The sequence below is a fragment of the Allobosea sp. P4_E12 genome, from assembly GCF_056401655.1.
The window spans coordinates 86592-99060 of the sequence record NZ_JBFUIY010000020.1 but is presented as its reverse complement, the minus strand read 5'-3'; the positions used below and the strand labels follow the sequence as shown (position 1 = coordinate 99060).

Here is a 12469-nt window from a genome sequence, read left to right as displayed (position 1 = left end):
GTGTAATCCGCCCTTCGGGCCGATGCCTTAGTTGCCGTCCCGCCTGATCAGCGCGTCAACCCGTGCCTGTTCGTCGTCGCTCAGGGGTTTCGTCTGCTGCCCGGCCGACGTCCGCATCAGCCGGCTTCTCCGGCCGAGATAGGCAAGGCCGAAGGCAAGGATCAGGAACGGCGCGACCCACAGCGCAATGGTGCGGATATTGAGGGGAGGACTGAGCAGGACGAAATTGCCGTAACGTGCGACGACGAAATCGCGCACGGCCTCATCCGTATCTCCGGCCACCAGCCGCTCGCGCACGAGGATGCGCAGGTCGCGGGCAAGTGGCGCGTCGGAATCGTCGATCGACTGGTTCTGGCAGACGAGGCAGCGCAGGCCGCCGGAAATCTGGCGCGCCCGCTGCTCGAGCATGGCGTTCGGCAGGACCTCGTCCGGCTGCACCGCCCTGACCGGGCTGGCGCAGAGCAGGCCGAGCATCAGCAAGGCAAGGACGCGACGCATGCGTTCACTCCGCCGGCTGGATGACGGCGCGCGTCGCGGCACGCCGCGGCACGGCGAGACGGAAGCGCCGGTCGGTCAGCGACAGCGCTCCGCCGAAAGCCATGACGACGGCACCGATCCAGATCAGCAGGATGAGCGGCTTGTCATAGACCCTGACCGCGATTCCGCCGCCCTGCGGCTCGCCAAGGCTGACATAGACCTGGCTGAGGCCGTCGGTCCGAATGCCGGCCTCCGTCGTCGGCATGGCGCGGGCGGTATAGACCCGCTTCATCGCCTCGACGGGTTTCAGCTGTCTGTCGCCGGCAGAAACGCGGAAGCGCGCCACATCCTCGGTAAAGTTGGGGCCCTTGCGCGGCGTGACCGTCTCCAGGACCACGGTATAGCGGCCGCTGGTCAGGCTCTCGCCCGGCTTCAGCACGCCGATCCCCTCCGCGCTCCATGCGGCAGCCGCGATACCGATCACGCTGAGGCCGACGCCGGCATGGGCGAAGGCCGTACCCCAGGCCGAACGCGGCAGGCCGATTGCGCGCGACAGCATCGCCGAGGCGCCGCTCGCCCGCCGCACCACGCGCTCGCCGATATCCCAGGCCGCACCTGCGATGAGGAAGACGCCAAGCCCGATACCAAGCGGCGCAAGGACGGGGCCGCCACGCATGACCGCGACGACCGCAAGCCCGGAGACGATTGCGAGCACGAGAGCAGCCGACATGCGCTGCGCCGCACCGAGCAGGTCACCGCGCTTCCAGGCCAGCGTCTGGCCGATCGGCAGCAGCAGCAGCAGAGGCACGACCACGGGTACGAAGGTGGCGTTGAAGAACGGGGGGCCGACGGAAATCTTGTCGCCCGTCAGCATCTCCAGCACCAGCGGATAGAGCGTACCGATGAAGACGGTCGCGCAGGCGGTCGCGATGAAGAGATTGTTCACGACCAGCGCGCCCTCCCGCGAGATCGGGGCGAAGAGGCCGCCCTGCCGCAGCAGCGGCGCGCGCCAGGCGAAGAGCGCCAGCGAGCCGCCGACGAAGAAGACCAGGATCGCAAGGATGAAGAGGCCGCGCCCGGGATCGCTGGCGAAGGAATGCACCGAGGTCAGGACGCCGGAGCGAACGATGAAGGTACCGAGCAGCGAGAGCGAGAAGGTCAGGATCGCGAGCAGGATCGTCCAGACCTTCAGCGCATCGCGCTTCTCCATCACCACGGTGGAGTGAATCAGCGCGGTGCCGGCCAGCCAGGGCATCAGCGAGGCATTCTCGACCGGGTCCCAGAACCACCAGCCGCCCCAGCCAAGCTCGTAATAGGCCCAGTAGGACCCCATCGCGATGCCGAGCGTCAGGAAGACCCAGGCCAGCAGCGTCCACGGCCTGACAGCGCGCGCCCAGACGGCATCGATGCGCCCGTCGATCAAGGCGGCGACGGCGAAGGCATAGGTGATGGAGAAGCCGACATAGCCGACATAGAGCAGCGGCGGGTGGATCGCGAGGCCGAGATCCTGAAGGATCGGGTTGAGATCCTGGCCCTCGCCCGGCGCCGGATCGAGCCGCCGGAACGGGTTCGAGGTCAGGAGCACGAAAGCCAGGAAGGCGACCGTGACGAAGCCCTGCGCCGCCAGTGTTCCGGCCCTGAGACGCGTCGGCAGAGACCGGCGCGACACGGCGACCAGCGCGCCGAACAGCGTCAGGATCAGCACCCAGAGCAGCATGGAGCCTTCGTGATTGCCCCAGGTCGACGTCACCTTGTAGATCAACGGCTGGGCCGAATGCGAATTGGCGACGACGTTCTCGACCGAAAAATCCGAGCGCACATAGGACACGACGAGCGCAAGGAAGGAGAAGGCGACCAGCAGGAAGCAGGTCACCGCCGCCGTCGGGCCGACCGAAGCCAAGGCGGCATCCCGCCGCGAGACGCCCCAGAGTGGGACGAGCGCCTGGACGACGGCGACACCCAGCGCCAGCGCGAGCGCGAAATGTCCGATCTCGACGATCATCCTGCCCTCACCGCTGCGGCTTCTGCGCACCGGCGTCGCCGGGCTGCCAATGGCCTTGCTTCTTCAGTGCGTCCGCGACTTCGCGCGGCATGTAGGTTTCGTCATGCTTGGCGAGAACCGAATCCGCTCGGAACCGGCCTGCGGCCTCAAGCACGCCTTCCGTGACGACGCCCTGCCCTTCGCGGAAGAGATCCGGCAGGAGGCCATCATAGCTCACCTGGACAGTGGTCTTGCTGTCGGTAATGGCGAAAGTCACGCGCTGGCCAGGCCCGCGAGACACGGACCCCGTCTCGACGAGGCCGCCGAGCCGCATGCGCGTGCCGGGCTGCAGCCCCTTTTCGGCGATTTCCGTCGGTCCGTAGAAGAAGACGATCGAATCGCGCATGGCGAAGAGCACGAGGCCGGCGGCAAGGCACAGGACTGCGCCTGCCGCTCCGATCAGGGCAAGGCGACGTTGCTTGCGGCTCATCCCGCGGCGCGGCGCCAAGACTCGCGACGGTTCTGTGGCGGTCATGGCGCGGGCTCCCGCAATCCGAGTTCTCCGGCCAGGGCATCAAGCTGGCCAAGCGCCGCACCATCATCGGCGAAGCGCTGGCGGGCCGCGATGATCGCCTCTCGTGCTGCAGGCTTGTCGCCGAGCACGACCTGCGAACGGATCAGTCGCGTCCATTCGGCGAAGGTGCCGCCGCCCATCTTGAGGCGCTCGGCAAGACCATCGACCATGCCCCGGATCGCGAGCTGCTGCTCGCCCGGCGGCAACGCCGCGATCGAGGCGCCGGTGGACGGTGCGGCCTCCAGCCCCTCCAGGCGCAGGCGCACCGTCCCGACCCAGGTCGCATCAGCTGGAGCATCGGCGAGCAGAGCGCGCAGATCCGCAATCGCGCCGGCACTGTCACCGTCCTGCTCCTTGGCAATCGCCAGGAAGTAGCGGGCCCGGGCATTGCCGCCATCGAGCTTGACCGCTTCGGTCAGGGGCTGGCGCGCTTCAGCCGTCACCACGCCGCCTGCGGCAAGCGCACGCGCCTCGCCAAGGCCGGCCAGCAATTCGGCATTGGCTCCGCCATGCTCCAGCGCCGCCGCGAAGGCCCGCGCCGCCTCGTCGTAACGACCCTGGCGCAAATAGACCGGCGCCACGACGGACCAGCCCCGCGCGTCGCCGGGGTTGGCCGCCAGATGGGCCTCGATGCGGCTGACCGCGAGCGCAAAATCCTGAGAAGGGTCCGATTTCAGCCGCGCCGAGAGCGGCTGATCCGGTCGCTCGGGCGAGCCCTGGGCGCCATAGAGCAGAAGAGCAAAGAGCGGCACGCAGGACAGTGCGATCGCCGAGGCTGCACGCCGCCGACGCAGCGCAGGCTCGCTGTCTCCCGTGGGGACAGCCTCCAAGTCGGCCGCACGCAGCAACCTGCGGCCGGCCTCGGCGCGCGCAGCGTCCGCCTCGGTGCCGCCGATCAGCCCGCGGCCAAAATCGCGGTCGATCTCGGCAAGCTGGGAGCGATAGAGACTCTTTGCGTCGGTGACCTCGGCAAACGCGTTCGCGTCTCCGCGCCCAAGGGGCCAGAGCAAGGCGAAAACCGCCGCCGCCGTCATTGCCGCAAAGATGATCCAGATCAGCATGTCGCGTTCATAGCCAATCGCTGACGCCGTATCATGTCTGCCGATGGCGACAAAGGGTCACGTCGGCACCGTCAGACCGAAGGAAGCAGCAGGCGCGCCCGCAGGCCACCGAGGCGCGAGCGCTCGAGCGTGAGCTCGCCGCCATAGAGCTTGGCGAGATCGACCACGATCGAGAGCCCGAGGCCGGAGCCCGGCGTCGTCTCGTCGAGCCTACGGCCGCGCTTGAGCACGTCGAGCACGGCCTCGGACGGCAGCCCGGGACCATCATCGTCGATCAGCAGCGCGATCCGCCCCTCTTCGGCTTCGGGGGCCAGGCTCACCTCGACCGTCGAACGCGCCCATTTGAACGCGTTGTCGAGCAGATTGCCGAGCATTTCCTCCAGATCCTGCCGCTCGCCGCGAAAGCGGACATGGGGCGGGACGTGGTGCATGCCGGTGATGCCGCGCCCCTGCGAGATCTTGGCGAAGGTGCGGATCAGCGCGTCGAGCGAGGGCGCAACCTCGGTGACGCTGCCGAGCGCGCCGGAGAGTGCAGCCGCCCGCGCGCGGTCGAGATAATACTGCACCTGGTCGCGCATGATCGCCGCCTGGTTCCGCACCGTCTGCGGCAGATGCGGGTCGCTTGCCTCGGCTTCGTTCAGCATCACGCTGAGCGGCGTCTTCAGGGCGTGGGCGAGATTTCCGACCTGGGTCCGGGCCCGTTCCAGGATTTCGCGGTTGGCGTCGATGAGCTGATTGAGTTCGCCAGCCAGTGGCGCAAGATCAGGCGGGTATTTTCCGGCGATCCGGGCGGCCTCGCCGGTTCGCACCGAGCCGACCGCTGTCCCAAGCCTGACGAGGGGGCGCAGGCCGAAGCGAACCTGGATCAGGGTCGAAGCCACGAGCGCGAGCCCGAGCAGCAGGAAGGTCAGCGTCAGCGCCAGGCGGAAATCACGAATGTCGCCTTCGATCTCGTCGGCGGGGGCCGCGACGCCGACGATGAAGCGGCCATCCTCGCCGACATCGATCTCGCGCTCGATGATGCGCAGGCCTCTCTCGTCCGGCCCAGAGACATAGCTCTCACGCAAGCCGCGCGCATTCGGCGTCAGCTGCTGGTCGAGAAGCTTCGGCAACTGCCCGCCGACGAGAGAGCGCGAGGTGCGCACCACGGGCTTTTCGCCATCGAGCCTGACGATCTGCCAGTACCAGCCGGATAGCGGCAGATCGAAACGCGGCTCGCCGAGATCGCCGATCGCCTGGCGTTCGGTTTCCGGCGGCGCGGCAAGATCCGCGACCAGTTCCTTGATGTAGACGCTGAGTCGCTCGTCGAAGCCACGCTCAGCGGAGCGACGGTAGAATGTCGTCAGGCCGAACCCGGCGAGCGCCAGCACCAGCGCGCAGCACACTGCCGCCGACAGGAAGAGGCGAGCGCCGAGCGAATAGCGATGCGATTTGCCCGGCATGGACCGTCGTCAGACCTTGGCAGGCGCAGCGGCGATGTAGCCAAGCCCACGGACGGTCTCGATGATCTCGACGCCGAGCTTCTTGCGGAGACGGCCGACGAAAACCTCGATGGTGTTGGAGTCCCGGTCGAAATCCTGATCGTAGAGATGCTCGACCAGCTCGGTACGCGAGACGACACGCCCCTGATGATGCATCAGATAGGCCAGCAGCCGGTACTCGTGCGAGGTGAGCTTGACCGGATTGCCGTCGACGACGACCCGGCTGGCGCGCGTGTCGAGCCGCACCGGGCCGCAGGTCAGCTCCGAGGTGGCATGGCCGGCTGCGCGGCGCAGCAGCGCCCGGACGCGGGCCAGCAGTTCCTCGATATGGAACGGCTTGACGACATAGTCGTCGGCGCCCGCATCGAAGCCCGAGACCTTGTCGCTCCAGCGATCCCGTGCAGTCAGAATCAGTACCGGCATGGTCTTCTCGGCCCGGCGCCAACCCTGGAGCACAGTCACGCCATCGACCTTCGGCAGGCCGAGATCGAGGATCACTGCATCATAGGGTTCGGTCTCTCCGAGATAGAGGCCCTCCTCGCCGTCGAACGCCTTGTCGACGGCATAGCCGGCATTCTCCAGCGCGGTCACGATCTGGCGATTGAGGTCCTTGTCGTCCTCGACGACGAGCAGTCTCACGTCGGCTCACTCCTGTCTTGATGTCCCGGGGCCGGATGCCTTCGCCTGAAGGCTGCCGCTCAGCGAATGGTTGAGACCTTGCCGGACTGGCCCTCGAGCGTCACCCGGGCCACGCGACCGTCGCGCTTCAACGTCGTTACAACATAGACGAAATCATCGCCCTGGCGACACAGCCTGATACGGACGACCTCGCCCGGCGCGGCGTTGCGCGCATGCCTGGAGGCCTGGGCCGGCTGGATCACCCGCCCATCCGACACCGCCTCGCGCATCTCGTCCGCCGACAGGCAGGAGATGGGCTCCTGGCTGTCGATCGTGACAATCGGGAGGGGCTGGGCAAGCAGTGTCAGGGCGAAGATCGTTTCGACGGGCATCATCGACATTCGCTAATCCCGAGCAACTGAACACGCCATGAATGGGCGGCTCGCGTATCGTCAGGATATGCCAGTGCACCGCCAGCCGTCCACGCCATTCCTGCCCCTTGCCCACAACCTTGCGGATCTGAGCATCGGCGATCTCAATCTCGGTTTGCAGACGCCCGTCTCGCGGAGTCCGGCATTTCCGCACCTCGCCGGCCGCGCGCGCCGCTGGCTGGCCTGACGAACAAGACCCTCCAGCGTCAGCCGCCGGCTCCGATTCCAGGTTCAATTATGCGGTTCGACGCGCTATCGCTCCCAGCACACGAGGAGAGGAGATCAGATGAGCGTCAGAGGTTCGATTGGCCCTGGCGGGCTCGCGCTCGCGGCGATTCTGGCGGCAACGCCTGCCCTGGCCGTGCTCGGCGGACGCGACGGCGGACCGTCTGCCGCGTCGACGCTGATGGTTCTCAATGCGCGCGGCGGCGTCTGCTCCGGGATCGTCCTGTCACCGCGAACGATCCTGACCGCGGCCCATTGCGCCGATGGCGGCGTCGAGCTGCGCATCCACTGGAAGGACGGCAGCGGCGAACCGGTGCTGATCGCCCCTGCCACGGTCTCGTTCCATCCCGGCTTCGATGCGAAGGCGATCACGGCGCGGCGCCGCTCGATTGATCTCGCCCTGGTGCGCCTCTCCGCGCCGCTCCCGTCGCGCTTCTCGCCCGCCGCCTTGATCGATGGCGGCCTCCCACCCGCCGGTTCGGAGATAACGCTTGCGGGCTATGGGGTCTCCCGGGAGGGAGAGGCCCGCACCACCGGCACCTATCGATCCGCCACTCTGGCGACGGTCGAGCCCTATGGACCAGGCAAAATCCTGCTCTGGGCGGCAGATCCTGCTGGTGCGGGCAGTCGTCCCGGCGCCGGCGCCTGCCAGGGCGATTCCGGTGGCCCGATCTGGCAGGGCAGTGACGGCGTCATCGCGGTGACAAGCTGGTCCACTGGTCCGAAGGGCAGGAATTGCGGCCTGCTCAGCCAGGGCGTTCTCGTCGCGCCGCAGCGAAACTGGATCGACCGCACCTTGTCGCAATGGGGCGAGAGCGCATCCTGGACAACCGGTCGCTGATCGAAACACTGGACTGGCTCGAAACAGGCCATAGAGTGGCAATGTGAACCCGGCGGTTGCTTCATGATGTCTCGTGCTCCGATCCTTGCCCTTGCCGCAGCACTTTGCGCGGCAGCCTCCCCGGCAGCGGCCGTCGTCGGTGGCGCTCCTTCGCGAGGGCTCGATGGCCCGCGCGCGTGGACGGTCAGGGTCGAGACCAGCCGCGGCGAGCTCTGTTCCGGCGCGGCGATCGCGCCTGAACTCGTCCTGACCGCGGCGCACTGCCTGATGGGCGGTGGGGCCGTCCGTGTGGTGAGCCTGGATACGCGCTTTCGCGAGCGCAGCCACCCGGTGATCGGGGTCCTGCCGCATCCGAGCTTCGTTCCCGGCACCACGCCGCGCACCCAGCCCGGGACCGATCTCGCCGTTCTCAGGCTCGCCTCTCCCCTTCCCGCCGATATCGAACCACTCTCGCTGGGCAGCGGTCTCTGGCAGGGCGAGACCGTGACGATGGCAGGCTATGGCCTCTCGTCCGAGAACAACAAGCGCACCGCGCGGCGGCTGCGGGAGACGCCGCTCGTCAATGCCGGAAACTACACGACGTCGAACACGGTGAAGGTCGCGGTCGACACGCAGGCACTGGGCGAGACGCCTGGCGCGGGTGCCTGCCGTGGCGATTCCGGCGGCCCCGTCCTGCGCGGCTCGGCGGCCTCGCGGGATCTGGTCGGCATCGTCAGCTGGTCGAGCGGCCCGCTGAATTCGCGCGTCAGACGGATTTGCGGCGGTTTCACCGCCATTACGCCGATCAGCGAGCACCGCTCCTGGATCACCGAGGCCAGCGGCCGGCTTCTGGCGCTTGGCGAAGGCGGGCGCCAGGAGGCCCCGGTCGCGCCGCGCGCCAGCTATAGCTGGTGGTTCAGCCGCTGAGCCGAACCCGGCGGCTCAGGCGGGGGAACTCCGTCCGCTCGCGTCGGCAGGGCCGCGCGACGCGTGAGGTTCACAACCCGGCCGGGAACGCCCGAGCCGGGCTGCAGAGGGCAGACCACGGGGAAGCGCGGCGGTTGAAGGAGACTCAGGTCTCCTCCTTCTCCACCCATTTGAACGTCGCGGACGGAACATATTGATCCATCCTTTCGAGCAGGGTCGCCGGCTCGGTATCCGTCATGGCCATGGCGCGGTGGTTCTGCTTCAGGAAGCCGGCCTCAACCGTGTTGTCCAGGAAAGTCGCGAGCGGATCGTAGAAGCCGCCGATATTCAGGAAGCCGAGTGGTTTGGTGTGAATGCCGAGCTGGCCCCAGGTCCAGATCTCGAAAATCTCCTCGAAGGTGCCAATGCCGCCCGGCATCGCGATGAAGCCATCCGAGAGTTCGGCCATCCTCGCCTTGCGCGTGTGCATGGTGTCGACCACTTCGAGCCGGGTCAGCCCGTTATGGCCGATCTCCTTTTCGCGGAGCGCGCGCGGGATGATGCCGTGGACCTCGCCTCCGGCCGCGAGCGCCGCATTGGCAACGGTGCCCATGAGACCGACAGCACCGCCGCCATAGACGAGCGTCAGCCCGCGCCTGGCGATCTCGGCGCCCATGGCCCGGGCGCCGGCGGCGTAGACCTCGTCATTGCCCGGGTTGGAGCCGCAAAAGATACAAACCGATTTCATGCGCCCAGCGCCTGCAGGATGCGGGCCCAGGAACGCTGGCCCTTGTGGAAGGAAGAGAGGTCGTATTTCTCGTTCGGCGAGTGAACGCGGTCATCATCGAGACCGAAGCCGACGAGCAGAGTGTCCATGCCGAGCGTGCGCTTGAAGTCCCCGGCGACCGGGATCGAGCCACCCGAGCCGATGGTCACCGCCTTGCGGCCCCATTCCTCGGTCAGCGCGGCCTGCGCCTTGAGCAGGGCCGGCGAATCGACGGGAACGGCGATCGCCGGCGAGGCGCCATGCGCTACGAACTCAGCCGTGACATCCGCCGGCAGTCGCGCCCGCACAAAGGCCTGGAAGGCGGCCGCGATCTTCTGCGGATCCTGCTTGCCGACGAGGCGGAAGGAGATCTTGGCCGAAGCCTTGGCCGCGATCACCGTCTTGGTGCCTTCGCCGATATAGCCGCCCCAGATGCCGTTGACGTCGCAGGTCGGGCGCGACTGGATCTGCTCGATCAGCATCCGGCCCTTCTCCCCGATCGAGTGCTTCAGGCCGATCCCCCCGAGGAATTCCGCTTCGGTCAGGCCGAGCGCCTGCCAATCCGCCTTCTGCTCGGCGGTCGGTTCCTCGACCCCGTCATAGAAGCCGGGAATGGTGATCCGCCCGGTCTCGTCGTGGAGCGCCGCGACGATGCGTGAGAGCACATGGATCGGATTGGCGGCGGCGCCACCGAACAGGCCCGAATGCAGGTCGCGGTCGGCGCAGTTGATCGTCACCTCCTGATAGACCAGCCCGCGTAGCGAGGCGGTGATGGCCGGCGTTTCCCGGTCCCACATGCCGGTGTCGCAGATCAGCGCCACATCGGCCTTGAGCTCCTCGGCATTCGCCGAGACGAAGGGCGGCAGATTGGGAGAGCCGGACTCCTCCTCGCCCTCCACCAGGATGGTGATGCCGACCGGCAGGTCGCCGGTTTCCTTCAGCGTCGCCCGCAAGGCCTCGATGAAGGTCATCACCTGGCCCTTGTCGTCACAGGCTCCGCGCCCCGTGATGACCTTGCGGCCGGGCGCGATCTCCTTGACCACGGGCTTGAAGGGGTCGCTCTCCCACAGGTTCAACGGGTCGACCGGCTGGACGTCGTAATGGCCATAGAACAGCACATGCGGCGCACCAGGCTTGGGCCGATGGCCGACGACGATCGGCTGGCCGGGCGTTTCGCGCAGCGAGGCCTTGAAGCCGAGCGATTCGAGATCGTCCCGCAGCCATTCCGCGGCGCGGCGGCTATCGGCGGCATAGGCCGGATCGGTGGCGATCGACGGTATCGCGATCCACGACGCCAACCGGGCCAGCGAGGCATCCAGTTCGGCATCGAGGCGGGAGAGAATCGCAGGAAGCTTGGGCATGTCGCTCGATCTCACTATGGGCTCAAGGCATGAGCGGATTTTAGGTTGCATCATCATGACAAGCCACGGGGCCGGCGCCAGCAGGCCGGCCGGCATGGCTGCCCCGCGTCGCCGGCTATTTTCGCCCGCCCATCATCGATCCGAGCACTCCGCGCAGGATGGCCGAGCCGATCTGGCGCCCCATCGTCGAGGCGGCCGAACGGGCTGCCGACGTAATGATCTTTTCCGTCATGCTGGGCGGAAGCCTCCCGCCCCGGCTGCCCGGGCCGGTCTTCGGCCGCTCGCCATTGCCGACGGCATCCCCGAGCCAGCCACCGATCGTATCCATGATGCCGCCGCCGCCAGTCGAGGCCTCGACCGGCGAGCCATCGGCGTTCAGGCCCTTGCGCTTCATCAGTTCTTCATAGGCCGACTCGCGGTCGATCATCGTGTCGTATTTCCCGGCAAAGCCGGAATCGCGCATGCACTGGGCACGCTCCTGCGCCGAGACCGGGCCGACCTGCGCCATGGGCGGCGCGATCAGAGTGCGCTCGACCATGGTCGGCGTGCCCTTGCCCTCCAGCGTCGAGGTCAGCGCCTCGCCGACCGCAAGCTGGGTGATCGCTTCCTCGGTCTTGAATTTGGGGTTCTGGCGGAAGGTTTCGGCGGCCGCCTTGACCGCCTTCTGATCGCGCGGCGTGAAGGCGCGCAGCGCGTGCTGCACACGGTTGCCGAGCTGGGCCAGAACCGTGTCGGGAATATCGAGCGGGTTCTGCGTGACGAAGTAGACGCCGACGCCCTTCGAGCGGATCAGCCTGACGACCTGCTCGACAGCCGTCAGCAGCGCCTTCGGCGCGCCGTTGAAGAGCAGGTGAGCCTCGTCGAAGAAGAACACCAGCTTCGGCTTGTCGAGATCGCCGACCTCCGGCAGTTGCTCGAACAGCTCCGAGAGCAGCCAGAGCAGGAAGGTGGCATAGAGCCGTGGATTGGCCATCAGCTTGTCGGCCGCGAGCATGTTGATGACGCCGCGCCCGTCACGGTCGGTCCGCATCAGGTCGTTGATGTCGAGCGCCGGCTCGCCGAAGAACAGATCGCCCTTCTGGTTTTCCAGCACCAGCAGGGAGCGCTGGATCGTCCCGACCGACTGGGCCGTGACATTGCCGTATTTCGTCGTCAGCGACTGCGCGTTCTCAGCGATGAAGGAGAGGATCGCGCGCAGGTCCTTGAGGTCGAGCAGCAGCAGCTTCTGCTCGTCGGCAATGCGGAAGGCGATGTTGAGCACCCCCTCCTGCGTGTCGTTGAGATCGAGCAGGCGCGAGAGCAGCAGCGGCCCCATTTCCGAGATGGTGGCGCGGACAGGATGGCCCTGCTCGCCGAACACGTCCCAGAATACGGTGGTGAACTGGTCGGGCTGGTAGGTCACGCCGATCTCCTCGGCGCGCTTGAGGAAGGGCGGCTTCGAATCGCCCGGCGCGGCGACGCCGGACAGGTCGCCCTTGATGTCGGCTGCAAAGACGGGAACGCCGTGACGCGCAAAGCCTTCGGCCAGAACCTGCAATGTCACCGTCTTGCCGGTGCCGGTTGCGCCGGTGATCAGGCCATGACGATTGGCAAGCTTGAGCAGGAGCGATTCGGGCTTCCAGCTCTTGCCGATCAGAATCGTGCCGTCATCCGCCATGAGATTCGCCTATGCTGTTGTCGAAGCGTCAGGCGATGGGTGTAGCGAAACGGGCCGACCGGCGGAAGCCTGAACCCTGTTTGATTCAGATCGTAAATATGTAAACTATCG

Annotated in this window: 13 protein-coding genes; 3 read left to right on the top strand and 10 right to left on the bottom strand. The window is 67.1% G+C overall.

From position 1 onward, the window contains the following. Window positions 1–27: 27 nt before the first annotated feature. From AC1DW9_RS23915 to AC1DW9_RS23885, 7 genes are all read right to left on the bottom strand, one after another. Entirely contained in the window at window positions 28–498 is a 471-nt protein-coding gene (locus tag AC1DW9_RS23915) for a cytochrome c-type biogenesis protein (RefSeq protein WP_441506611.1), read from the bottom strand. A gap of 4 nt (window positions 499–502) precedes the next feature. Then, window positions 503–2479 (bottom strand): heme lyase CcmF/NrfE family subunit, encoded by a 1977-nt coding sequence (locus AC1DW9_RS23910; RefSeq protein WP_441506612.1) that lies wholly within the window; start codon window positions 2477–2479, stop codon window positions 503–505. Window positions 2480–2486: 7 nt separating this feature from the next. Next, on the bottom strand, window positions 2487–2948 hold the full coding sequence (gene ccmE / locus AC1DW9_RS23905; protein WP_441489234.1) for a cytochrome c maturation protein CcmE: 462 nt from the start codon (window positions 2946–2948) through the stop codon (window positions 2487–2489). Between the two features lie 41 nt (window positions 2949–2989). Beyond that, window positions 2990–4093 (bottom strand): c-type cytochrome biogenesis protein CcmI, encoded by a 1104-nt coding sequence (gene ccmI / locus AC1DW9_RS23900; protein ID WP_476775654.1) that lies wholly within the window; start codon window positions 4091–4093, stop codon window positions 2990–2992. A 71-nt stretch (window positions 4094–4164) separates the two neighbouring features. After that, the gene (locus AC1DW9_RS23895) at window positions 4165–5535 is read right to left on the bottom strand and encodes an ATP-binding protein (RefSeq protein ID WP_441506614.1); all 1371 of its coding nucleotides are present in this window, start codon (window positions 5533–5535) and stop codon (window positions 4165–4167) included. A 9-nt stretch (window positions 5536–5544) separates the two neighbouring features. After that, window positions 5545–6213, bottom strand: a complete 669-nt coding sequence (locus AC1DW9_RS23890; RefSeq protein WP_043241156.1) for a response regulator transcription factor — start codon at window positions 6211–6213, stop codon at window positions 5545–5547. A 59-nt stretch (window positions 6214–6272) separates the two neighbouring features. After that, window positions 6273–6593, bottom strand: a complete 321-nt coding sequence (locus AC1DW9_RS23885; protein WP_069877267.1) for a PepSY domain-containing protein — start codon at window positions 6591–6593, stop codon at window positions 6273–6275. 28 nt (window positions 6594–6621) lie between these two features. Here AC1DW9_RS23885 and AC1DW9_RS23880 point away from each other — a divergent pair, with 28 nt between their 5' ends. The 3 genes from AC1DW9_RS23880 (at window position 6622) to AC1DW9_RS23870 (ending at window position 8595) form a co-directional block, all read left to right on the top strand. Then, entirely contained in the window at window positions 6622–6810 is a 189-nt protein-coding gene (locus AC1DW9_RS23880; protein WP_441506615.1) for a hypothetical protein, read from the top strand. A gap of 99 nt (window positions 6811–6909) precedes the next feature. Next, window positions 6910–7689: a S1 family peptidase gene (locus AC1DW9_RS23875; protein WP_441506616.1), complete on the top strand. Its 780-nt coding sequence runs from the start codon at window positions 6910–6912 to the stop codon at window positions 7687–7689. A 63-nt stretch (window positions 7690–7752) separates the two neighbouring features. After that, complete coding sequence (locus tag AC1DW9_RS23870; RefSeq protein ID WP_441489141.1) at window positions 7753–8595, top strand: S1 family peptidase; 843 nt, start codon at window positions 7753–7755, stop codon at window positions 8593–8595. A 145-nt stretch (window positions 8596–8740) separates the two neighbouring features. Here AC1DW9_RS23870 and AC1DW9_RS23865 read toward each other — a convergent pair whose 3' ends face one another. The 3 genes from AC1DW9_RS23865 to AC1DW9_RS23855 form a co-directional block, all read right to left on the bottom strand. Continuing rightward, complete coding sequence (locus AC1DW9_RS23865) at window positions 8741–9322, bottom strand: LOG family protein (protein ID WP_069877270.1); 582 nt, start codon at window positions 9320–9322, stop codon at window positions 8741–8743. Next, window positions 9319–10701, bottom strand: coding sequence for a dipeptidase (locus tag AC1DW9_RS23860; protein WP_441489140.1), 1383 nt, complete (start codon window positions 10699–10701; stop codon window positions 9319–9321). Before AC1DW9_RS23860 ends, AC1DW9_RS23865 begins: the two co-directional genes overlap by 4 nt. Before the next feature lie 115 nt (window positions 10702–10816). Then, window positions 10817–12358 carry a helicase HerA-like domain-containing protein gene (locus AC1DW9_RS23855; protein ID WP_441489139.1) on the bottom strand — a complete coding sequence of 514 codons (1542 nt, stop codon included), beginning with the start codon at window positions 12356–12358 and terminating at the stop codon, window positions 10817–10819. Window positions 12359–12469: the final 111 nt, after the last annotated feature.

Excerpts from the sequence above, each read along its gene's own strand:
- ccmE (WP_441489234.1), bottom strand. The coding sequence starts at position 2,948 with ATGAGCCGCAAGCAACGTCGCCTTGCCCTGATCGGAGCGGCAGGCGCA.
- AC1DW9_RS23855 (WP_441489139.1), bottom strand. The coding sequence starts at position 12,358 with ATGGCGGATGACGGCACGATTCTGATCGGCAAGAGCTGGAAGCCCGAA.
- ccmI (WP_476775654.1), bottom strand. The coding sequence starts at position 4,093 with ATGCTGATCTGGATCATCTTTGCGGCAATGACGGCGGCGGCGGTTTTC.
- AC1DW9_RS23880 (WP_441506615.1), top strand. The coding sequence starts at position 6,622 with ATGAATGGGCGGCTCGCGTATCGTCAGGATATGCCAGTGCACCGCCAG.
- AC1DW9_RS23875 (WP_441506616.1), top strand. The coding sequence starts at position 6,910 with ATGAGCGTCAGAGGTTCGATTGGCCCTGGCGGGCTCGCGCTCGCGGCG.
- AC1DW9_RS23885 (WP_069877267.1), bottom strand. The coding sequence starts at position 6,593 with ATGTCGATGATGCCCGTCGAAACGATCTTCGCCCTGACACTGCTTGCC.
- AC1DW9_RS23910 (WP_441506612.1), bottom strand. The coding sequence starts at position 2,479 with ATGATCGTCGAGATCGGACATTTCGCGCTCGCGCTGGCGCTGGGTGTC.
- AC1DW9_RS23915 (WP_441506611.1), bottom strand. The coding sequence starts at position 498 with ATGCGTCGCGTCCTTGCCTTGCTGATGCTCGGCCTGCTCTGCGCCAGC.
- AC1DW9_RS23870 (WP_441489141.1), top strand. The coding sequence starts at position 7,753 with ATGATGTCTCGTGCTCCGATCCTTGCCCTTGCCGCAGCACTTTGCGCG.
- AC1DW9_RS23860 (WP_441489140.1), bottom strand. The coding sequence starts at position 10,701 with ATGCCCAAGCTTCCTGCGATTCTCTCCCGCCTCGATGCCGAACTGGAT.
- AC1DW9_RS23895 (WP_441506614.1), bottom strand. The coding sequence starts at position 5,535 with ATGCCGGGCAAATCGCATCGCTATTCGCTCGGCGCTCGCCTCTTCCTG.
- AC1DW9_RS23865 (WP_069877270.1), bottom strand. The coding sequence starts at position 9,322 with ATGAAATCGGTTTGTATCTTTTGCGGCTCCAACCCGGGCAATGACGAG.